Source organism: Kitasatospora sp. NPDC058218, from assembly GCF_042882445.1.
Lineage (GTDB): Bacteria > Actinomycetota > Actinomycetes > Streptomycetales > Streptomycetaceae > Kitasatospora.
Genome location: NZ_JBHVWC010000105.1, coordinates 1 through 24,505 on the forward strand (window position 1 = coordinate 1; position 24,505 = coordinate 24,505).

The following is a 24,505-nucleotide window of genomic DNA, read 5'->3' on the forward strand; positions in this document are numbered from 1 at the left end:
GCGTGTGCGGGTGCGGTTGGCGCCGGTGGGTGGTGACGCGGTCGCGGTGACCGCCGTTGCGGCCGACGGCGACGGCGACGGCGACGGCGACGGCGGCGGTGGCGGTGGGGTGGTGTGGTCGGTTGAGGCGTTGTCGTTGCGGCCGGTGTCGGCGTTGTCGTCGGTGTCGGGTGGTGGGTTGTATCGGGTGGAGCGTCGTGCGGTGACGCTTCCCGAAGTCCCGTCCGAGGCCGACGGGTTGTGGGTGTTGGATCTGCGGGGTATGGCGCGTGGTATGGCCCCGGATGTGGTGCGTGGGGCGGTCGTGGAGGCCGTGGCGGTGTTGCGTGAGCGGCTCGTGGAGGGTGTCGGTCCGGTGGTGGTGTGGACCGATGGAGCGGTGGACTCCGAGGGTGTGGGTGTGGGTGTGGCGGTGTGGGGTTTGGTGCGGTCGGTGCAGCGTGAGTTCCCGGGTCGGTTGGTGTTGGTGGACGGGGGGCGTCGGGAGGATCTGGCGCGGGTGGTGGCGTCGGGTGAGCCGGAGGTGGTGCTGGCCGAGGACGGTGGCGCGTGGGTGGCACGGCTGACGGCTGTGGAGGCCCCCTCCGACCGGCCCGCGGGCGTGACGGGCGCGGTGTTGGTGAGTGGTGGTCTGGGTGTGTTGGGTGGTGCGGTGGCTCTGCACGCGGTGAGCGTGTGGGGTGCGCGGGACATCGTGCTGTTGGGCCGTGGTGGTGGCGATGACGGTGGGGTGGTGGCGCGTCTGGAGGGGGCGGGTGCGCGGGTGCGGGTGGTGGCGTGTGATGTCGCCGATCGTGCCGCTTTGGCCGGGGCGTTGGCGGACGTCGGCGACGTACGGGTGGTGGTGCATGCGGCGGGTGTGGTGGACGACGGGTTGTTGGAGTCGTTGACGCCGGCGCGGGTGGAGGGTGTGTTGGCGGCGAAGGTGGATGGTGCGTGGAATCTGCACGAGGTGGCCGGTGAGCTGGGGTGGGATCTGGACGCGTTCGTCCTGTTCTCGTCGTTGGCGGCGGTGACGGGTTCGGCGGGTCAGGGTGCGTACGGGGCGGGTAACGCGTATCTGGAGGCGTTGGCCCGGCACCGTCACGGCCTGGGTCTGTCGGGGGTGTCGGTGGCGTGGGGCCTGTGGGAGGCGCCGTCGCGGATCACGGCGGGGTTGAGTGAGGCGGACCGGGCTCGGATGCGGCGTCAGGGTGTGTTGCCGTTGGAGACCCAGGACGCCCTGCACCTCCTCGACACCGCACTCAGCACCAAGGAACCCGCCGTCGTGGCCGCGCGCCTGAGTGCCCGGGGGAGCGACCAGGTGCCCATGGTGCTCCGCGAGGTCGTTCGCGTCCCTGCCGCCCCCACGAGCGTCGCGCCCGACGAGGCGGCCGAGCTGCGGCAGCGGATCGGGGGTGCGACGCCGCAGGCCAGGGAGCGGATCATCGCCAAGCTGGTCCGCTCGCACGTGGCCGCCGTGCTCGGACACGGGGGCCCGGACCACATCGACATGGGCGCCGGCTTCATGGCGATGGGCCTCGACTCGCTGGCCGCCGTGGAACTGCGCAACCGGCTCGGCAGGGCCACCAGCCTGGCCCTGCCCGCCACGCTGCTGTTCGAGCACCCGACGCCGCACGAGTTGACCCGCCACCTCGACGGCGAGCTGCCTCGCCCCGAGGAGACGACGCCACCACCACGGGACCCGGCCCCGGACGAACAGCCGGGCGTCACGCAGCAGAGCGTGCTCGACACGCTGGAGTCGGCATCGGCCGACGACGTTCTCGATTTCATTCGACGGGAGTTCGGGCGCTGATCATGACCGACAACAAGCTGCTCGAAAACCTGAAGTGGGTCACCGCCGAACTGCACCAGACGCGGCAGAGGCTGCGCGATGCCGAGTCCGCGGCCGGCGAACCCATCGCCATCATCGGAATGGCCTGCCGCTACCCCGGCGGCGTCCGGACGCCCGAACAGCTCTGGCGGCTGGTCGAACGCGGTGAGGACGCCATCACGGACTTCCCCACCGACCGCGGCTGGGACGTGGAAGGCCTCTACGACGCCGACCCCGAGCACCTCGGGACCTCCTACGTGCGGCGCGGCGGCTTCCTGCACGACGCGGCCGAGTTCGACGCGGAGTTCTTCGGCATCTCGCCGCGCGAGGCGGTGACGATGGACCCGCAGCAGCGGCTGATGCTGGAGGTCGCCTGGGAGGCGCTGGAGCGGGCGGGGATCGATCCCGAGTCCGCGCGGGGCAGCCGGACCGGCGTGTTCGCCGGGATGATGTACCACGACTACAGCGGCCTGCTGGAGCGCGCCTCCGAGGAGTACGAGGGATTCTTCGGGAACAGCACGTCCGGCAGCGTGGTGTCCGGCCGGATCGCCTACGAGCTCGGCCTGGAGGGGCCGGCGGTCACCATCGACACCGCCTGCTCGTCGTCCCTGGTCGCGCTGCACCTGGCGTGCCACGCGCTGCGGAAGGGCGAGTGCTCCATGGCGCTCGCCGGTGGTGTGACGGTGATGGCCACGCCGCGGCCGTTCATCGACTTCAGTCGGCAGCGCGGGCTGGCCCCCGACGGCCGGTGCAAGTCGTTCGCGGACGGCGCTGACGGCACCGGCTGGGCCGAGGGCGCCGGCGTGCTCCTGGTCGAGCGGCTGTCGGACGCCCTGCGCAACGGGCACCCCGTCCTCGCCGTCGTCCGCGGTTCCGCGGTCAACCAGGACGGCGCGAGCAGCGGGTTCTCCGCGCCGAACGGTGCCGCGCAGCAGCGGGTCATCCGCCAGGCCCTCGCCGACGCCGGCCTCACCGTCGCCGACGTCGACGCCGTCGAGGCGCACGGCACCGGCACGCCGCTGGGCGACCCGATCGAGGCGCGTGCGCTGCTGGCCACCTACGGCGCCGACCGCGCGGGCGGGCAGCCGCTGCTGCTGGGCTCGGTCAAGTCCAACATCGGGCACACGCAGGCCGCCGCCGGTGTGGCCGGTGTGATCAAGATGGTCATGGCGATGCGCCACGGCACCTTCCCGGCCACCCTGCACGTGGACGCGCCCTCGTCCCACGTGGACTGGTCGGCGGGCGGCGTGCGACTGCTCACCGAGGCCGCGCCCTGGCCGGGAACGGGTCGGGTCCGCCGCGCGGCGGTGTCCGCGTTAGGCGTCAGCGGCACCAACAGCCACGTCGTGCTCGAACAGGCACCGGCCGCCGAACCGGCGACGGTCGCCACCCCCGCGCCCGCCGCCGCACCGGCCGACACCCCCCTGCCCTGGCTCCTGTCGGGGCGGACCGAGGACGCGCTGCGCGCGCAGGCCCGGTCCCTGCGGTCCCACCTCGACGATCACCCGGAGCTGCCGCTCGACGACGTGGCCTGGTCTCTCGGCCACGGCCGGACGGCCTTCCGGCACCGGGCGGTCGTGCTCGGCGTCGACCTCGGCGAGATGCGCGACGGCCTCGGCGCCCTCGCCGCGGGCACCGGTGCGCCGGCCGTGGTCGAGGGCGTCGCCGAACAGGGCCGGGACCAGGCCGTGTTCGTCTTCCCCGGCCAGGGCGCGCAGTGGGTCGGCATGGCCCTGGAACTGATGGACTCCGAACCGGTCTTCGCGGCCCGCATGACCGAGTGCGCCGAGGCCCTGCGGCCGTACGTCGACTGGTCCCTGCCGGACGTCCTGGCCGACCCCGAGGCGCTGGAACGCGTCGACGTCGTCCAGCCGGCCCTGTTCGCCGTCATGGTGTCGCTGGCCGCGCTGTGGCGCGCGGCGGGAGTCGAACCCGCGGCCGTGGTGGGGCACTCGCAGGGCGAGATCGCGGCGGCGTGCGTCGCCGGCGCCCTGTCCCTGGACGACGCCGCCCGGGTGGTGGCCCTGCGCAGCCGGGCCCTGGTGCGGTTGGCCGGACAGGGCGGCATGGTGTCCGTGCCGCGGCCGGCCGGCGACATCGACCTCGGCGAGGGGCTGTCGATCGCCGCCGTGAACGGTCCCCGGTCCACGGTGGTGTCGGGCGACCCGCAGGCGCTGGAGGCGCTGCTGGGGTCGGACGAGCAGGCCCGCCGGATCCCGGTCGACTACGCGTCGCACTCGCCGAGCGTGGAGGTCCTCGCCGACGAGCTGGTCGGCGCACTGCGCGAGATCCGCCCCCGGGCCTCACAGGTCCCGCTGTACTCCACGGTGACCGGCGGCCTGCTCGACACCACCCGCATGGACGCCGAGTACTGGTACCTGAACCTGCGGGCGACGGTGCGCTTCGAGCAGGCGATCCGCGCGCTCGTCGAGCAGGACCACGCCGACTTCGTCGAGGTGAGCCCGCACCCGGTGCTCGCGTTCGGCATCCGGGAGGTCCTGGACGACAGCGGCCGGACCGGACTGGCCGCCGGGACCCTGCGCCGCGGCGACGGCGGCCGGGGCAGGTTCCTCGCCTCGCTGGCGGAGCTGTACACGCACGGCGTCGCCGTCGACTGGGACGCCGTCATCGGCGGCGAGCCGCAACGGGTGGACCTGCCGACGTACGCATTCCAGCACACCCGGTACTGGCCGGCCGGCCTGCGCGACGGCGGCAGTGCCACGGGCGACTTCGCGGTGTCCGACCACGCCTTCCTGCACATGGCGCTCGGCCTCGCCGACGGCGACGGATTCGTCCTCACCGGGCGGATCTCGCTGGAGACCCACCCCTGGCTCGCCGACCACACCGTCCTCGGCCGGGCGCTGCTGCCGGGCACCGCGCTGCTCGACCTCGCGGTCAGGGCCGCGGACCAGGCCGGCTGCGGGCGCGTCGACGAGCTCACCTTCGAGACGCCGGTGCTCCTCCCCGACGACGGCGCCCTGCAGATCCAGGTGATCGTCGCGGCCCCCGACTCCACGGGCCGCCGCGCGCTCGACATCTACACGCGGCCCGCCGACACCGCCGACCAGGAGTGGGTGCGGTGCGCCGGCGGCGCGCTGGCGGTGCACCCCGGCGCGGTTCCGGCCGGCCCGGCCTCCTGGCCGCCGGCCGGGGCGGAGCCCGTCGACCTCGTCGACCACTACACCCGCCTGCACGACCAGGGGCTGGTCTACGGACCGGCCTTCCAGGGCCTGCGCGCCGCCTGGCGCACCGACGAGGAGGTGTACGCCGAGGTCGTCCTGCCCGAGGAGAGCGGCGCCGGCCGGTTCGGCGTCCACCCGGCCCTGCTCGACGCCGGCCTGCACCTCGCCGGCCTCGTCGGACCGGTCGGCCAGGACTCTCCCCGCCTGCCGTTCTCCTGGACCGGCGTGAGCCTGCGCGCGTCCGGCGGAACCACGCTGCGCGTCCGGCTGACGGCTGCCGGCCCCGACGCCCTGTCGCTGCTGGCCATGGACGCGACGACCGGCGCACCGGTGCTGTCGGCCGAATCCCTGGTGGTCCGGCCGGTGTCCGCGGCGCAGCTCGGCACCGCCCACGACGCCGCGCTGTTCCGGCTCGCCTGGCGCCCCGCCTCGGCCGACGAGCAGGCAGCGCCCCGCCCGGTGGCGGGCGACGTGGTCGCCACCGTCGACCAGGAGACCCCGCGGGAGGCCGTGCACGCCGTCCTGGAGCGGCTGCAGTCCTGGCTGTCCGACGAGAGGTCGGCCTCGGGCCGGCTCGTGATCGTCACCCGGGGCGCCGTCGCCGTCCGGCCGGGCGAGGCCCCGAGCGACCTCGCGGGGGCCGCCGTGTGGGGTCTGGTCCGGGCGGCCGAGACCGAGAACCCCGGCTGCTTCGTCCTGGTCGATCTGGACGGCACCGACCCCGAAGGCCACGGCCTGGCGCTCGCGCTGGGCTCCGGCGAACCGCAGGCAGCCGTCCGCGACGGCGTCCTGCACGTCCCGCGCCTCGCCCGCCTCCCGCTGCCCACCGGGCTCGCCGCCACCCCGTTCGACCCGCAGGGGACGGTGCTCATCACCGGCGGTACCGGGGTGCTGGGCGGCCTGGTGGCCCGCCACCTGGTGACCGAACACGGCGTGCGGCACCTGCTGCTGCTGAGCCGCGGCGGCGCCGCGGCGGAGGAGACGCTGAGCGGGCTCGCCGCCCTCGGCGCCACGGTGCGCGTCGTCGCCTGCGACGCCGCCGACCGCGCGGCCGTCGCCTCGGTCCTCGCCACCGTCCCGGCCGAACACCCGCTGCGCGCGGTGGTGCACGCCGCCGGTCTGCTCGACGACGGACTGGTCTCCGCGCTCACCCCGGAACGGGTGGACGCCGTGCTCCGGCCGAAGATCGACGCCGCGCAGGTCCTCGACGAACTCACCCGCGACCTCGACCTCGACGCCTTCGTCCTCTTCTCCTCGGCGGCCGGCACCCTGGGCGCCGCGGGTCAGGCCAACTACGCCGCGGGCAACGCCTTCCTCGACGCGCTGGCCGTCCGGCGGCGAGCACGCGGCCAGGTCGCCACCGCGCTGGCCTGGGGCTTCTGGGAGCCCCGCAGCGGCATGACCAGCCATGTCGACGCAGCTGACCTGCACCGGATCAACCGGTCCGGCATCGCCGCACTGACTGCCGCCGAAGGACTGGCGCTGTTGGACCGCGCGCTGGCCTCCGGCGAACCGGCGCTGCTGCCCGCGCGACTGGACCTCCCGGCCCTGCGCGCCGCCGACGGCGCCGTCGCGCCCGTCCTGCGCGATCTGGTCCGCGTGCCCGTACGACGCGGCGGTGGCGACGAGGACCTGAGCACCCGTCTCGCCCGGCTGCCCGGCGACCGGCGCACCGACGTCCTGCTCGACCTGGTCAGGACCCGGGCGGCGGCGGTGCTGGGGCACGGTTCCGCCGCCGAGGTGGCGGCGGGGCGGCCCTTCCGGGAGGTGGGGTTCGACTCGCTGACGGCGGTGCAGTTGCGCAACGCGCTGTCGACGGCGACGGGGTTGCGGCTTCCGGCGACGTTGGTGTTCGACTACCCGACGCCGGTGGCGCTGGCCGAGTTCCTGCTGTCGTCGTTGGTCGCGTCCGGGGAGTCGTCGGGTCCGTCGTCGGCGGCCGGGCGTGCTGTCGTGGCGCCGGTGACGGCCGGGGCCGACGAGCCGATCGCGATCGTGGGGATGGCGTGCCGCTTCCCGGGCGGGGTGCGGTCGCCGGAGGACCTGTGGCGGTTGCTGAGCGACGGCACCGACGCCATCACCCCCTTCCCGACCGACCGGGGTTGGGACCTCGGCGTCCTCTACGACCCGGAGCGGAGCCGCCCGGGAACCAGCTACGCCCAGGAGGGCGGGTTCCTGCACGACGCGGGGGACTTCGACGCGGAGTTCTTCGGGGTCTCGCCGCGTGAGGCGTTGGCGATGGACCCGCAGCAGCGGCTGCTGCTGGAGACCTCGTGGGAGGTGTTCGAGCGGGCCGGGATCGATCCGGCCACGCTGCGCGGCAGCGACACCGGTGTGTTCGCCGGGGTGATGTACCACGACTACGGCTCCCGACTGGCCCATGTCTCGGACGACATCGAGGGGTACCTGGCCAACGGCACGGCGGGCAGTGTCGCCTCCGGCCGGCTGTCCTACACGTTCGGTCTGGAGGGGCCGGCGGTGACGGTGGACACGGCGTGCTCGTCGTCGTTGGTGGCGCTGCACCTGGCCGTGCAGTCGTTGCGGCAGGGCGAGTGCTCGCTGGCGCTGGCCGGCGGCGTGACGGTGATGTCGACCCCCACCATGTTCGTGGAGTTCAGCCGCCAGCAGGGCCTCGCACCGAACGGCCGCTGCATGGCCTTCGCAGACGCCGCCGAGGGGACGGGGCTCGCCGAGGGTGTGGGCGTGCTGTTGGTGGAGCGGTTGTCGGACGCGGTGCGCAACGGGCATCGGGTGTTGGCGGTGGTGCGTGGTAGTGCGGTGAATCAGGACGGTGCGTCGAACGGTCTGACGGCGCCGAACGGTCCGTCGCAGCAGCGGGTGATCCGGCAGGCGCTGGCGAGTGCGCGGTTGTCCGCCGCCGAGGTGGACGCGGTCGAGGGTCATGGGACGGGTACCACGTTGGGTGACCCGATCGAGGCGCAGGCGTTGCTGGCGACCTATGGCCAGGAGCGGCAGGAGCCGTTGTGGCTGGGTTCGGTGAAGTCGAACCTCGGTCACACGCAGGCGGCGGCGGGTGTGGCGGGTGTCATCAAGATGGTGATGGCGATGCGCCATGGTGTGCTTCCGGCGACGTTGCACGTGGATGAGCCGTCGTCGCATGTGGACTGGTCGGCGGGTGGGGTGCGGCTGCTGGCGGAGCAGACGGTCTGGCCGGAGGTGGACCGTCCGCGTAGGGCGGGTGTGTCGTCGTTCGGGATCAGCGGCACCAACGCGCACGTGATTCTTGAGCAGGGCCCCGCCGACGTGTCGGTGGAGGTGCCGGTGCTGGCCGGTCCGGTGCCGGTGGTGCTGTCGGGGCGGACGGGTTCGGCGGTGCGGGACCAGGCGGCGCGGCTTCGGTCGTTCGTCGCCGAGCGGCCTGAGGTGTCGGTGCTGGAGGTGGCGGCGTCGGCCGCCGGGCGCAGTGTGTTCGACCACGGTGCGGCGTTCGTGGTGGAGGACCGGGCCGGTCTGCTGCGGGAGTTGGACGCGCTGGTGGCCGGTGAGGCCGTCGCGCAGCTGGTCACGGGGACGCCGGGCCGGGTCGGTTTCCTGTTCGCGGGGCAGGGTGCGCAGCGGGTCGGTATGGGGCGGGAGCTGTACGAGCGGTTCCCGGTGTTCGCGGGGGCGTTGGACGAGGCCCTCGAACTCCTCGACATTCGTGCGGAGTTCTTCGGCGCGGACGCCGACGTCCTGGAGGGGACGGGCGTCGCTCAGCCGGCGCTGTTCGCTTTCGAGGTGGCGCTCTTCCGGCTCTGGGAATCCTGGGGCGTGCGGCCGGACGCGGTGGCGGGTCACTCCGTGGGGGAGGTCGCGGCCGCTCATGTGGCGGGCGTGCTGTCCCTGGCGGACGCCTGCACCCTGGTTGCCGCGCGTGGCCGGTTGATGCAGGCGCTCCCGGCCGGCGGGGTGATGGTCGCGGTGGAGGCCACGGAGGAGGAGGTCCTGCCCCTCCTGGGCGACGACGTCTCGCTCGCGGCGGTCAACGGGCCGACGTCGGTCGTCGTTTCGGGCACCGAGCCAGCGGTGGAGCTGGTCGTGGCGGCGTTGTCGGATCGCCGCTCGCGGCGTCTGCGGGTGAGTCATGCCTTCCACTCGCCGTTGATGGAGCCGATGCTCGACGAGTTCCGTCAGGTGTTGGCTGGTCTGTCGTTCCGAACTCCGGCGCTGCGGTTCGTCTCCACCGTCACGGGTGGTCCGGTCGCGGAGGAGATCGCGACGCCCGAGTACTGGGTGGAGCATGCCCGTCAGGCGGTGCGGTTCGCGGATGCGGTGTCCGCGCTGCATTCCGACGGGGTGGAGACCTTCGTCGAGCTCGGCCCCGACGGTGTGCTGAGTGTGATGGGGTCGGCCGTGGTGCCGGCGGGGGTGTTCGTTCCCGCGGTGCGCCGCGATCGGCACGAGTGCGCCTCGGTGCTGACGGCGCTCGCCCACGCGCATCTCCGTGGTGCCCGGGTCGACTGGCAGGCGGTGTTCGGCCGTTCGGGGCCGCCGCGCCTCGGTCTGCCGACGTATGCCTTCCAGCACCGGCGCTACTGGCTCGCGAGCGACGGGTCCCGGGCCGGGGACATCACCGCCGCCGGCCTCGACGCGGCCGACCACCCCTTGCTGGGTGCGGCCGTCGAGCTGCCCCAGTCCGGCGGCCACCTCCTGACCGGACAGTTGGCCACGGACGCCGAGGGATGGCTGGCCGACCACGAGGTACGGGGTACCCGTCTCGTGCCGGCGACGGTGTTCGTGGAGCTCGCGCAGCGGGCCGCCGACGCGGTGGGCTGTGGCTCGATCGCCGAACTGACGCTGGAGGCGCCGCTCGCGCTGCCCGAACAGGGTCGTGTGGCAGTGCAGGTGACCGTCTCCGACCTGGAGGCCGGGACGGGCGATCGCGCGTTCAGCATCCACGCCAGGCACGCCGGCCAGGAATGGATCCGGCACGCCGGTGGCCTCCTCGCTGCCCCGCTCCCGGACGCCCCGTCCGACTTCGGGACGCAGTGGCCGCCGCGCGACGCCCGGCCGGTGAACCTGGACGGCCACTACCGGCAACTGGCCGAGGACGGATTCCACTACGGTCCCGCGTTCCAGGGCCTGCGGGCGGTGTGGCGCCGGGGTTCGGAGGTCTTCGCCCATGTGGCGCTGCCCGAGGAACAGGGCAGCGGCCGGTTCGGACTGCACCCCGCCCTGCTCGACGCCGCGTTCCACGCCTGGCACGCCGACGGGGCCGGGGAGGAGCCCGGCAGGCTGCCCTACAACTGGCGTGGCGTCGGGCTCTTCAGGACGGGTGCGGCGGAGCTGCGGGTCCGGTTGACGCCCGTGGGCGAGGACGCCGTCGCGCTCGTCGCGACCGACGCCGAGGGCACACCGGTCGTCGCGGTGGAGTCCCTGTCCTTCCGTGCCGTCTCGGACGGCCAACTGCGCGACGCCCGCCAGGGCGGCACGGACTCGCTGTTCCGCATCGACTGGCAGCCGGTCGCCACTGCGGCCCGAGGCCGCGACGACCACCGGGTGATCCGGTGCGTGGGCGACGGGCTCTCCGTACGTGGCGTCCTGAACGAGGCGCTGACGTCCGTGCGGGAGTGGCTGGCGCCGGCCGACCGCCCCGCGGCCGAGCGGCTCGTCGTCGTGACCCGGGGCGCCGTGCCGGGCCACCGGGACGGCAGCGTCACGGATCTCGCCGGGGCCGCCGTCTGGGGCCTGATCCGGTCCGCCCAGGCGGAGCATCCCGACCGGATCGTGCTGGTCGACACCGACCCCGACAGCGAGCCCGACCCCGACCCCGATACCGACGCTGACGACGATCTTGTCGCGGCGGCGGTGGCGACCGGTGAGCCGCAGCTCGCGGTACGCGACGGGGCCCTCCACGTACCGCGCCTGGTCCGCGCCGGGACGGTCGCCGAACCGACCGAGTGGGACCCGTCGGGCACCGTGCTCATCACCGGCGGCACCGGACTGCTGGGAGCGGCGACAGCCCGGCACCTGGTCGTCGACCACGGCGTGCGGCACCTGCTGCTGGCCAGCCGCAGCGGCGACGCCGGCGACCTCGTCGCGGAACTGGCCGCGCACGGGGCGGACGTGACCGTCGCCGCCTGCGACGTCGCCGACCGCGAGGCCGTCGTCCGGCTGCTGGCCGCGATTCCGGCCGAACACCCGCTGACCGCGGTGGTGCACACCGCCGGCGTGGTCGACGACGGCGTCCTGGACGAGCTCACCGGGGAGCGGCTCGACTCCGTCCTGCGCCCGAAGGCCGACGCGGCGTGGCTGCTGCACGAACTCACCCAGGACCTGGACCTCGACGCGTTCGTGCTGTTCTCCTCCGTAGCCGGCACCCTGGGCGGCGCGGGCCAGGCCAACTACGCCGCCGCCAACGCCTTCCTCGACGGCCTGGCCCACTACCGACGGGGGGCCGGGCTTCCGGCCACGTCCATCGGATGGGGGCTGTGGACCCCCGCCGGTGGCATGGCGGGACGGCTGGACGAGGCCGACCTGGCACGGATGCGCCGGGCCGGTGTCGACGCCCTCGGCATCGACGAGGGACTGGCACTGTTCGACGCCGCGCTCGCCTCGGCCGAGCCGGCGCCCGTCGCCGCGAAGCTGGACACCGCCGGTCTGGGCCGCGCCGCCCGGTCGGCTCCCGACGCGCCCGTACCGGCGCTGCTGCGTGCGCTGGTACGGCCGGTCGGCCCGCGCGGTCGCGGCGCGGCCGCAACGTCGGCATCCGAGCTGGAGCACCGGCTGGTCGCGCTGCCTGCGGCCGAGCGGCACGACCTGGTCCTCGACCTCGTCCGTCGGCGGGCGGCGGCGGTGCTGGGGCACGGTTCCGCGGCCGCGGTGGCGGCGGGGCGTTCGTTCCGGGAGGTGGGGTTCGACTCGCTGACGGCGGTGGAGCTGCGCAACGCGCTGTCGACGGCGACGAGGTTGCGGCTTCCGGCGACGTTGGTGTTCGACTATCCGACGCCGGTGGCGCTGGCCGAGTTCCTGCTGTCGTCGTTGGTCGAGTCGTCGGCGGCCGGGCGTGCTGTCGTGGCGTCGGTGACGGCCGGGGCCGACGAGCCGATCGCGATCGTGGGGATGGCGTGCCGCTTCCCGGGCGGGGTGCGGTCGCCGGAGGACCTGTGGCGGTTGCTGAGCGACGGCTCCGACGCCATCACCCCCTTCCCGACCGACCGGGGGTGGGACGTCGACGCGCTCTACGCCCCTGACCCCGACCGCGCGGGCACGTCATACACCCGAGAGGGCGGGTTCCTGCACGACGCGGGGGACTTCGACGCGGAGTTCTTCGGGATCTCGCCGCGTGAGGCGTTGGCGATGGACCCGCAGCAGCGGCTGCTGCTGGAGACCTCGTGGGAGGTGTTCGAGCGGGCCGGGATCGATCCGGCCACGCTGCGCGGCAGCGACACCGGTGTGTTCGCCGGTCTGATGTACCACGACTACGCGTCGGGCCTGTCCGCCGTGCCGGAGGAGTTGGAGGGGTACCTGGCCAGCGGTAGTGCGGGCAGCGTTGTTTCGGGGCGGTTGTCCTACACGTTCGGTCTCGAAGGCCCTGCAGTCACCGTCGACACGGCGTGTTCGTCGTCGTTGGTGGCGTTGCATCTGGCGGTGCAGTCGTTGCGGCAGGGTGAGTGCTCGCTGGCGTTGGCCGGTGGTGTGACGGTGATGTCGACGCCGGGGGCGTTCGTGGAGTTCAGCCGTCAGCGGGGGCTGGCGGAGGACGGTCGGTGCAAGTCGTACGCGCAGGCCGCCGATGGCACGGGGTGGTCCGAGGGTGTGGGCGTGCTGCTGGTGGAGCGGCTGTCGGACGCGGTGCGCAACGGGCACCGGGTACTCGCCGTGGTGCGTGGCAGCGCGGTGAACCAGGACGGTGCGTCGAACGGTCTGACGGCGCCGAACGGTCCGTCGCAGCAGCGGGTGATCCGGCAGGCGCTGGCGAGGGCCCGGCTGAGCGCCGCCGAGGTCGACGCGGTCGAGGGCCATGGGACGGGCACCACGCTGGGCGACCCGATCGAGGCTCAGGCGTTGCTGGCGACGTACGGGCAGGAGCGTGAACTGCCCCTCTGGCTGGGTTCGGTGAAGTCGAACCTCGGTCACACCCAGGCCGCCGCCGGCGTCGCCGGTGTCATCAAGATGGTGATGGCGATGCGTCATGGCGTGCTTCCGGCGACGTTGCATGTGGATGAGCCGTCGTCGCATGTGGACTGGTCGGCGGGCGGGGTGCGGCTGCTGACCGAGCAGACGGTCTGGCCGGAGGTGGACCGCCCTCGCAGGGCGGGTGTGTCCTCGTTCGGGATCAGTGGCACCAACGCCCACGTCATTCTTGAGCAGGGGCCGGCGGAGCTGCCGGTGGAGGTGCCGGTGCTGGCCGGTCCGGTGCCGGTGGTGCTGTCCGCCGCCGGCGAGGTCGCAGTGCGGGCCCAGGCGGCGCGACTGCTGCGGCATGTGGAGGCGGAGCCCGCCGAGGACCTGGCCGGTCTGGGTTTCTCGCTGGCGACGACGCGTGCGGCGCTCGACCACCGTGCCGTGGTGGTGGCCGGTGACGCGGCCGAACTGCGGCAGGGCCTGCTGGCGTTGGCGGCGGGCGAGCCCGGCGCGGGTGTGGTCACCGGCAGTGCGACGAACGGCGGTTGGGCGTTCCTCTTCGCGGGGCAGGGCGCGCAGCGGGTCGGTATGGGGCGCGAGCTGTATGAGCGGTTCCCGGTGTTCGCGAGGGCGTTGGACGAGGCCCTCGAACTCCTCGACATCCGTGGGGAGTTCTTCGGTGCGGATGCCGATGCCTTGGAGGGGACGGGCATCGCCCAGCCGGCGCTGTTCGCTTTCGAGGTGGCGCTGTTCCGGCTCTGGGAGTCGTGGGGTGTTCGGCCGGACGCGGTGGCGGGTCACTCCGTGGGGGAGGTCGCGGCCGCTCATGTGGCGGGCGTGCTGTCCCTGGCGGACGCGTGCACCCTGGTTGCCGCGCGTGGACGTCTGATGCAGGCGCTCCCGGCCGGCGGGGTGATGGTCGCGGTGGAGGCCACGGAGGAGGAGGTCCTGCCCCTCCTGGGCGACGACGTCTCGCTCGCGGCGGTCAACGGGCCGACGTCCGTGGTGATTTCGGGCACCGAGCCAGCGGTGGAGCGGATCACAGCAGCTCTGCCCGAGCGCCGCTCGCGGCGTCTGCGGGTCAGCCATGCCTTCCACTCGCCGTTGATGGAGCCGATGCTCGACGAGTTCCGGCAGGTGCTCGCGGGCCTGTCCTTCACGTCGCCGACCCTGCGGTTCGTTTCGACGGTCACGGGTGCTTCGGTTGCGGAGGAGATCGCGACGCCCGAGTACTGGGTGGAGCACGCCCGCAAGGCGGTGCGGTTCGCCGATGCGGTGTCCGCGCTGCACGCCGACGGTGTCGAGACCTTCGTCGAGCTCGGCCCCGACGGCGTCCTGAGCGCCATGGGGTCGGCCGTGGCACCGGCGGGGGTGTTCGTCCCGTCGGTGCGCCGAGACCGGGACGAGTGCGTGTCGGTGCTGACCGCGCTCGCCCACGCCCACGTCCGTGGTGCCTCGGTCGACTGGCGGGTGGTGTTCGGCCGTTCCGAGCCGCCGCGCCTCGGCCTGCCGACGTATGCCTTCCAGCACCGGCGCTACTGGCTGGACCGTCCCGTCGCTGCCGCGTCGTCGGGCGCGATCGACAGCGAGTTCTGGGCGACGGTCGAACGCGCCGACGTCGACGACTTCGCCGCCACGCTCCAGCTCGCGCAGGATGCCCCGCTGGACTCGGTCCTGCCCGCCCTCTCCGCCTGGCGTCGACGCCGGGACGCGGACGCCAGGACGGACGAGCTCCTGCACCAGGTCGTCTGGCGCCCGGTGCCCGAGCAGGGGTCCGGCGCGCTGACGGGCACCTGGCTCCTGGTGACGCCGCCGACCGGCGAGGAGCGGTGGGAGTGGGTAGCCCGAGCGCTGACCGACCACGGCGCCGAGGTGGTCCGCATGCCCTTCGGGGCCGCCACGGCACCGCAGGCCCCGCTCACCGGCTCCGGCCACATCCGGGGCGTGCTGTCGCTCGTTCCGCTCACCGCCGAGCTGGAGCCCGGGCTGCCGTCCGGGGTGGTCCGCACCCTGGCCCTGTTCCGTGCGCTCGGGGACCAGGGCATCGAGGCGCCCCTGTGGAACATCACCGCAGGGGCGGTCTCCACCCGCTCCGACGACTCGCTGACACGGCCGGACCAGACCGCGGTCTGGGGATTCGCGCGCGTCGCGGGCGTGGAGCACCCCTCCCGATGGGGCGGCGTGATCGACCTGCCGTCGACCCCCGACGGCCGGACCGCCGAACGGCTGGTCTCCGTGCTGGCCGGGGCGGTGGACGAGGACGAGGTGGCGATTCGCGCCGAGGGGATCTTCGGTCGGCGCCTGGTGCCCGTTCGCACCCCTGGCGCAACGGCCGCCGAGGGACTGCGACCGCGCGGAACGGTCCTGGTCACCGGCGGTACCGGTGTCCTCGGTGCGGCCGTGGCACGCCAGTTGGCCGAGCAGGGGGCCGAGCACCTGCTGTTGGCGAGCCGCCGTGGCGGGGCGGCTCCGGGCGCGGCCGAGCTGGCGGACGAACTCGTCGCGCTGGGCGCCCGGGTGACCGTGGCCGCCTGCGACGTCGCCGACCCCGAGGCGCTCGGCGTGCTGCTGGGCACCGTCCCGGCGGAGTTCCCGCTGACGGCGGTCGTCCACGCGGCCGGGATCCTGGACGACGGCGTGATCGACTCGATGACCGCCGAGCGCTTCGAGGCCGTGTTCCGGCCCAAGGTGGACGCCGCGTGGAACCTCCACGAGCTCACCCGTGACCGCCGGCTGGACGCGTTCGTCCTCTTCTCCTCGCTGGCCGGCACGGTCGGCTCGGCGGGGCAGAGCAACTACGCGGCGGCCAACGCCCTGCTGGACGGCCTCGCCGAGTACCGTCGCGGACAGGGCCTGCCCGCGACCAGCGTCGCCTGGGGGCCGTGGGCGGACGGCGGCATGGCGGACCGGGCCGTCCGGGACCGCCTGGCGAGGAACGGTGTCTCGCCCCTGTCCGCCCGGCAGTCCGGCGAGGCGCTGCGCCGGGTCCTGGACCTCGGTCTGACCGCCGCCCTGGTCGCCAGGACGGACTGGGACCGGCTCGCCGCCGCTCTCGCCGCCGCCCGGCCGACCCGCCTGCTCGCCGAGCTGACGGACGCCGGGACGGCGACCGCGAGCGACCGCGGCCCGGCCGAGGACCTGGCCCGCCGGCTGGCCGGCCTCCCGGACGCCGAAGCGCGGCGGTTCCTCCTGGAGACCGTACGGGCCGAAACGGCCGCGGTGCTCGGGCACGCCACCTCGGACAGGCTCGACCCGGACCGCTCGTTCCGCGATCTCGGCTTCGACTCGCTCAGCGCGCTGCAACTGCGCAACGCCCTGGGCGCGGTCACCGGGATCTCCCTGCCCGCGACCCTGGTCTTCGACCACCCGAACCTCTCCGCGCTCGTCGATCACCTGCGCTCCCGGCTCGCGGACGCCCCGGCGGCCGACGTCCCGGCCCTGCGCACGGGGTCGGTGTCCGCGCAGGCCGACGAGCCGATCGCGATCGTGGGGATGGCGTGCCGCTTTCCGGGCGGGGTGCGGTCGCCGGAGGACCTGTGGCGGCTGCTGAGCTCGGGATCCGACGCCATCTCGTCCTTCCCGACCGACCGGGGCTGGGACATCGACACGCTGATCGGATCCGGCCGCTCCGGTGCGTCCGCCGTCCAGGTGGGCGGCTTCATCGAGGACGTCGCCGGCTTCGACGCGGAGTTCTTCGGGATCTCGCCGCGTGAGGCGTTGGCGATGGATCCGCAGCAGCGGTTGTTGTTGGAGACCTCGTGGGAGGTGTTCGAGCGGGCCGGGATCGATCCGGCCACGTTGCGCCGCAGCGACACCGGCGTCTTCGCCGGCACCAACGGTCAGGACTACACGGCCCTGCTGCGCGACACGACGCGGGAGCTGGAGGGCCACGCGGCCACCGGCGCCGCCGCGTCGGTGGTCTCCGGTCGACTGTCCTACGCCTTCGGTCTGGAGGGGCCGGCGGTGACGGTGGACACGGCGTGTTCGTCCTCGCTGGTGGCGCTGCATCTCGCGGCGCAGTCCTTGCGGCAGGGCGAGTGCTCGCTGGCGCTGGTCGGCGGGGTCACGGTGATGTCGACACCGGCAGCGTTCGTGGAGTTCAGCCGGCAGGGCGGGCTTGCGGAGGACGGGCGCTGCAAGGCGTTCGCGGCCGCGGCGGACGGTACGGGCTGGTCCGAGGGTGTGGGCGTGCTGTTGGTGGAGCGGTTGTCGGACGCGGAGCGCAACGGACATCAGGTGCTCGCGGTGGTGCGTGGCAGTGCGGTGAACCAGGACGGTGCGTCGAACGGTCTGACGGCGCCGAACGGACCGTCGCAGCAGCGGGTGATCCGCCAGGCGCTGGCGAACGCGCGGCTGACCGCCGCCGAGGTGGACGCGGTCGAGGCCCACGGGACGGGCACCCGGCTGGGTGACCCGATCGAGGCGCAGGCGTTGCTGGCGACGTACGGGCAGGAGCGTGAACTGCCCCTCTGGCTGGGTTCGGTGAAGTCGAACCTGGGTCATACGCAGGCGGCGGCGGGTGTGGCGGGTGTCATCAAGATGGTGCTGGCGATGCGCCACGGCGTGCTGCCCGCCACGCTCCACGTGGACGAGCCGTCCCCGCACATCGACTGGTCGGCGGGCGGGGTGCGGCTGCTGACCGAGCAGACGGCCTGGCCGGAGGCGGAGCGTCCGCGTAGGGCCGGAGTGTCCTCGTTCGGGATCAGCGGCACCAACGCCCACGTCATCCTTGAGCAGGGGCCGGTACAGAGCACGGAGGCGGCCCACGACGGCGAGCGGTCACCGGACTTCGCGGGACCGGTCCCCGTCGTGCTGTCCGGCCGGAGCGCCGGGGCGGTGCAGGCGCAGGCCGCGCGCTTGCTGGCGTTCGCCGACGACGGGCATGCGGTGGCCCTCACCGACCTCGCGTACGCGCTGGCGACGACGCGTGCGGCCCTGAACCACCGTGCGGTGCTCCTGGCGGACAGCGCGTTGTCGCTCCGGGCCGGTCTGACCGGGCTGGCGGCGGGCGATGGTGTCGAGCAGCTGGTCACGGGGAGCGCGGCGGCTCCGGGCGGACTCGGTTTCCTGTTCGCGGGGCAGGGTGCGCAGCGGGTCGGCATGGGGCGCGAGCTGTATGAGCGGTTCCCGGTGTTCGCGGGGGTGTTGGACGAAGCCCTCGAACTCCTCGACATCCGTGCGGAGTTCTTCGGTGCGGATGCCGATGCCTTGGAGGGGACGGGTGTTGCGCAGCCGGCGCTGTTCGCTTTCGAGGTGGCGCTGTTCCGGCTCTGGGAGTCGTGGGGTGTTCGGCCGGACGCGGTGGCGGGTCACTCCGTGGGGGAGGTCGCGGCCGCTCATGTGGCGGGCGTGCTGTCCCTGGCGGACGCGTGCACTCTGGTCGGCGCGCGTGGACGTCTGATGCAGGCGCTCCCGGCCGGCGGGGTGATGGTCGCGGTGGAGGCGTCGGAGGAGGAGGTCCTGCCGCTGCTGGGTGACGACGTCTCGCTCGCTTCGGTCAACGGGCCGACGTCGGTGGTGGTTTCGGGTGCCGGGCCAGCGGTGGAGCGGGTCGTGGCGGGGTTGTCGGGTCGTCGTTCGCGGCGTCTGCGGGTGAGTCATGCGTTCCACTCGCCGTTGATGGAGCCGATGCTGGACGAGTTCCGGCAGGTGTTGGCTGGTCTGTCGTTCCGAACTCCGGCGCTGCGGTTCGTCTCCACCGTCACGGGTGGTCCGGTCGCGGAGGAGATCGCGACGCCCGAGTACTGGGTGGAGCATGCCCGTCAGGCGGTGCGGTTCGCGGATGCGGTGTCCGCGCTGCATTCCGACGGGGTGGAGACCTTCGTCGAGCTCGGCCCCGACGGCGTCCTCAGCGCCATGGGGTCGGCGGTGGCACCAGCGGGGGTGTTCGTCCCGTCGGTGCGCCGCGACCGGGACGAGTGCGTGTCGGTGCTGACGGCGCTCGCGCAGGCCCACGTTCGTGGTGCCCGGGTCGACTGGCGGGTGGTGTTCGGCCGTTCGGGTCCGGCCGTGGTGGATCTGCCGACGTATGCCTTCCAGCACCAGCGCTACTGGCTGGACCGTCCCGCCGCCGCCGCCGCGTCGTCGGGCGCGATCGACAGCGAGTTCTGGGCCACGGTCGAACGCGCCGACGTCGACGCGCTGGCCGATGCGTTGAACGTGGCACCGACGCAGCAGGCCGCCCTGGCCGAGGTCCTGCCGGCCCTGGCGGCGTGGCAGCGGGATCACCGGGAGCAGTCCGCGACCGCCTCCTGGCGCTACAAGGACGCCTGGAACCGGGTGGTTCGGACGGAGCTGCCCACCCGGCTGACCGGTGTCTGGGTGCTGGTGGCCGGGGAGGCGGAGGCGGCGCACGACGTGATCGGCCGTGCGCTGGGGGACCGGGGCGCGACCGTGCGCCGCGTCGATCCGGCGGACCGCGCTCGACTCGCCGAGCGGTTCCGCGCGGTGCAGGACGAGTCGGCTGTCAGCGGAGTGGTGTCCGTCCTGGCCTGGGACGAACGCCCCGACCCCGGGTCGCCGGACGAGCTCACGCTCGGTCTGACCGGCACGCTGAGCCTCGTCCAGGCACTCGGTGACGCCGGTGTGACGGCACCGCTGTGGTGCGTGACGCGCGGCGCGGTCGCGGCGCACCACGACGACGAGCCGGTGCGGGCGGCACAGGCCGCCGTCTGGGGGCTGGGCCAGGTGGCCGCGGTGGAACACCCGGACCGGTGGGGCGGGTTGATCGACCTTCCCGAGAGCATCGACGAGCGCGCCGATGCCGACGCCGACGCCGAGGCCGTGCGCCTGGCCGAGGTGCTCGCCACCGCGCTCGCCGACGTGACGAGCGGTGTCCTGCACGAGGACCAGCTGGCCGTCCGCGCGTCCGGCGTGTTCGGCCGCCGGCTCGTGCCCGCCCCCGCCGTGCGACGCCGGGACCGGCGACGACTCAGCGGGACGGCGCTCATCACCGGCGGCACGGGTGCGCTCGGGGCCCAGGTCGCGCGATGGGCGATCGGGGAGGGAGCCGAGCACGTCGTGCTCGTCGGCAGGCGTGGGCCGGCCGCTCCCGGGGCGGCGCGGTTGGAGGCGGAGCTGACGGCCCTGGGGGCCGAGGTCACGCTCGCCGCCTGCGACGTCGCGGACCGCGACGCGCTGGCCGCGCTCCTGGCACAGCTCAGGGAGACCGGCCGGTTGACGGCCGTGATCCACGCCGCCGGCACGCTCGACGACGGGGTCATCGACGCGATGACTCCGGAGCGGTTCGCCACCGTCATGCGGGCGAAGACGATCGCCGCCCGTCACCTGAACGAACTCACGAGCGATCTGGACCTCGACGCGTTCATCCTGTTCTCCTCCGCGGCCGCCGCCGTCGGCGCCGCAGGACAGGCCAACTACGCGGCGGCCAACGCCGCCCTGGCGGCCGTGGCGGGACAGCGCAGGGCCGAGGACCGTACGGTGACCCTGGTCGCCTGGGGCCCGTGGGCCGACGGGGGCATGGCGGACAACGCCGTCGTGTCGCGCCAGCTGCGCCGCAACGGCATCACCCCCTTGCGGGCGGAGGCGGCGCTGGCCGTCCTGCGGCAGGCGTGGGAGGGCGACGAGACCGCGCTGACCGTGATCGACGTGGACTGGGAGCGGTTCGTCGCCGCGGCGACGACCGCCCGGCCCGCGCCGCTGCTCGGCGAACTGTCCGCCGTCCGGTCGGCCTGGGCCGAGAACGACGGCGCCTCGCTCTCCGGTGTGGCGGCCCGGTTGTCCGGCGCCTCGGAAGCCGACCGGACGCGCATCCTGCTGGCCCTGGTCCAGGAGCAGGCCGCCGCCGTCCTCGGCCACCGGCACCCGGGCACCGTCCGGCACGACCGTGTGTTCGGTGAGCTCGGTTTCGACTCGCTGACCGCGGTGGAGTTCCGCAACCGCCTGGTTACGGCCACGGGCCTCGCCCTGCCGGCCTCCCTGGTCTTCGACCACCCGACACCGACGGCACTGGTGCGTCACCTGCGGGACCGCTTCGACCCGGGCGCGGCGGCCGCCCCGGCCGCCGGCGGGCTCGTCACGACCGGCACCTCCGCCGACGAGCCGATCGTGATCGTGGGGATGGCGTGCCGCTTCCCGGGCGGGGTGCGGTCCCCGGAGGACCTCTGGGACCTGGTGCGGACCGGCGCGGACGTCGTCTCCGACTTCCCGACGGACCGGGGCTGGGACCTCGACGCCCTCTACGACCCCGAGCGGAGCCGCCCGGGAACGACGTACTCCCGCGCGGGCGGATTCCTGCACGACGTGGCCGACTTCGACGCGGAGTTCTTCGGGATCTCGCCGCGTGAGGCGTTGGCGATGGATCCGCAGCAGCGGTTGTTGCTGGAGACCTCCTGGGAGGCGATCGAGCGCGCGGGCATCGACCCCCACGCGCTGCGCGAGAGCCAGACCGGCGTGTTCATGGGTACCAACGGCCAGGACTACGCCACCCTGCTGCGTCAGCCCCCGGAGGAACTGGAAGGGTACGCGGGCACCGGCTCCGCGGCCGCTGTCTTCTCGGGGCGGCTGTCCTACTCGTTCGGTCTGGAGGGGCCGGCGGTGACGGTGGACACGGCGTGTTCGTCGTCGTTGGTGGCGTTGCATCTGGCGGCGCAGTCGTTGCGGCAGGGTGAGTGCTCGCTGGCGCTGGTCGGCGGGGTGACGGTGATGTCGACGCCGGGGGCGTTCGTGGAGTTCAGCCGTCAGCGGGGGTTGGCGCTGGACGGTCGGTGCAAGTCGTATGCGCAGGCCGCGGACGGTACGGGTTGGTCCGAGGGTGTGGGCGTGCTGTTGGTGGAGCGGTTGTCGGACGCGGTGCGCAACGGGCATCGGGTGTTGGCGGTGGTGCGTGGTAGTGCGGTGAATCAGGACGGTGCGTCGAACGGGTTGACGGCGCCGAACGGGCCGTCGCAGCAGCGGGTGATCCGGCAGGCGTTGGCGAGTGCGCGGTTGTCCGCCGCCGAGGTCGACGCGGTGGAGGGTCATGGGACGGGTACCACGTTGGGTGACCCGATCGAGGCGCAGGCGTTGCTGGCGACCTATGGCCACGAGCGGCAGGAGCCGTTGTGGCTGGGCTCGGTGAAGTCGAACCTCGGTCACACTCAGGCCGCCGCCGGTGTGGCGGGTGTCATCAAGATGGTGATGGCGATGCGTCATGGTGTGCTTCCGGCGACGTTGCACGTGGATGAGCCGTCGTCGCATGTGGACTGGTCGGCGGGCGGGGTGCGGCTGCTGGCGGAGCAGACGGTCTGGCCGGAGGTGGACCGTCCGCGTAGGGCGGGTGTGTCGTCGTTCGGGATCAGCGGGACCAACGCGCACGTGATTCTTGAGCAGGGCCCCGCCGACGTGTCGGTGGAGGTGCCGGTGCTGGCCGGTCCGGTGCCGGTGGTGCTGTCGGGGCGGACGGGTTCGGCGGTGCGGGACCAGGCGGCGCGGCTTCGGTCGTTCGTCGCCGAGCGGCCTGAGGTGTCGGTGCTGGAGGTGGCGGCGTCGGCCGCCGGGCGCAGTGTGTTCGACCACGGTGCGGCGTTCGTGGTGGAGGACCGGGCCGGTCTGCTGCGGGAGTTGGAAGCGCTGGTGGCCGGGGACGGCGGAATCGAGTCGGACCTCGCTGCTGGAGGGGGTCTCGGTTTCCTGTTCGCGGGGCAGGGTGCGCAGCGGGTCGGTATGGGGCGGGAGCTGTATGAGCGGTTCCCGGTGTTCGCACGCGCGTTGGACGAAGCCCTTGAACTCCTCCATATCCGTGCGGAGTTCTTCGGTGCGGACGCCGATGCCTTGGAGGGGACGGGCGTCGCTCAGCCGGCGCTGTTCGCTTTCGAGGTGGCGTTGTTCCGGCTGTGGGAGTCGTGGGGTGTGCTGCCGGATGGGGTGGCGGGTCATTCCGTGGGTGAGGTCGCGGCCGCTCATGTGGCGGGCGTGCTGTCCCTGGCGGACGCCTGCACCCTGGTTGCCGCGCGTGGCCGGTTGATGCAGGCGCTCCCGGCCGGCGGGGTGATGGTCGCGGTGGAGGCCACGGAGGAGGAGGTCCTGCCCCTCCTGGGCGACGACGTCTCGCTCGCGGCGGTCAACGGGCCGACGTCGGTGGTGGTTTCGGGCGCCGAGCCAGCGGTGGAGCTGGTCGTGGCGGCGTTGTCGGATCGCCGCTCGCGGCGTCTGCGGGTGAGTCATGCCTTCCACTCGCCGTTGATGGAGCCGATGCTGGACGACTTCCGTCAGGTGCTCGGGGGTCTGTCGTTCCGGACCCCGGCGCTGCGGTTCGTCTCCACGGTCACGGGTCGTCCGGTCTCGGAGGAGATCGCGACGGTCGAGTACTGGGTCGAGCACGCCCGCCGGACGGTGCGTTTCCAGGACGCCGTCCAGCGCCTGCACGCCGACGGCGTCGAGAGTTTCGTCGAGCTCGGCCCCGACGGCGTTCTCAGCGCCATGGGGTCGGCCGTGCTGCCGGCGGGGGTGTTCGTCGCGTCGGTGCGCCGCGATCGGCACGAGTGCGTGTCCGTGCTGACGGCGCTTGCCCACGCGCATCTCCGTGGTGCCCGGGTCGACTGGCAGGCGGTATTCGGTCCTTCGGGAGCAGAACACGTTGACCTGCCCACCTACCCGTTCCAACGGCGGCGGTTCTGGATCGAGGCGTCGGGAGCGGCGTCGGGGGAGCCGGCCGCCCTCGGACTGGGGGCCTCGAACCATCCGTTGTTGGGGGTGGTGGTGGAGTTGCCGGGTTCGGGTGGGGTGGTGTTGTCGGGTCGGTTGTCGTTGTCGGGGCAGGGGTGGCTTGCTGATCATGTGGTCGGTGGGCGTGTGGTGGTGGCGGGGACCGTGTTGGTGGACATGGTGGTTGCCGCGGGGGTGCGTGTGGGGTGCGGTGGGGTGGGTGAGTTGGTGTTGCGGGAGCCGTTGGTGGTTCCGGAGCGTGGTGGTGTGGCGGTGCGGGTGTCGGTGGGGGAGTGGGAGGACGGCGGTCGTGCGGTGAGGGTGCACGGTCGTGTGGAGGGCTCGGAGGAGTGGGTGTGTCACGCGGTCGGGACGGTGGTTCCGGTCGGGGGTGTGGTGTCGGGTGTGTGGGAGGGCGGGGTGTGGCCGCCGGCGGGTGCGGTGGAGGTGGACAACGCCGGGGCGTATGAGGAGTTGGCGGGGGCCGGTCTCGTCTACGGGCCGGTGTTCCGGGGGTTGGAGCGGGTGTGGCGGCGTGGGGACGAGGTGTTCGCGGAGGTGGGGCTGCCGGTGGCGGCGGGTGGTTTCGTGGTGCATCCGGCGTTGGTGGACGCGTGTTTGCATGCGTGGGCGGTGGGGGGTCGGGGTGGTGCGGTGGTGCCGTTCACGTGGTCGGGCGTGCGTATGGGTGAGTGGAGTTCGAGGCGTGTGCGGGTGCGGTTGGCGCCGGTGGGTGGTGACGCGGTCGCGGTGACCGCCGTTGCGGCCGACGGCGACGGCGACGGCGACGGCGACGGCG

General features: G+C 73.6%; 2 protein-coding genes. Both read left to right on the forward strand.

Features of this window, described 5'->3' with window-relative positions; all coding sequences use genetic code 11:
• Window positions 1–1,795 (forward strand): beta-ketoacyl reductase (locus ACFVYI_RS40385; RefSeq protein ID WP_387894805.1); only part of this gene is annotated, 1,795 nt, incomplete at its 5' end.
• Window positions 1,795–24,505: type I polyketide synthase (locus ACFVYI_RS40390; protein WP_387894806.1), on the forward strand; the 22,711-nt coding region annotated here is incomplete at its 3' end. The genes ACFVYI_RS40385 and ACFVYI_RS40390, both read left to right, overlap by 1 nt.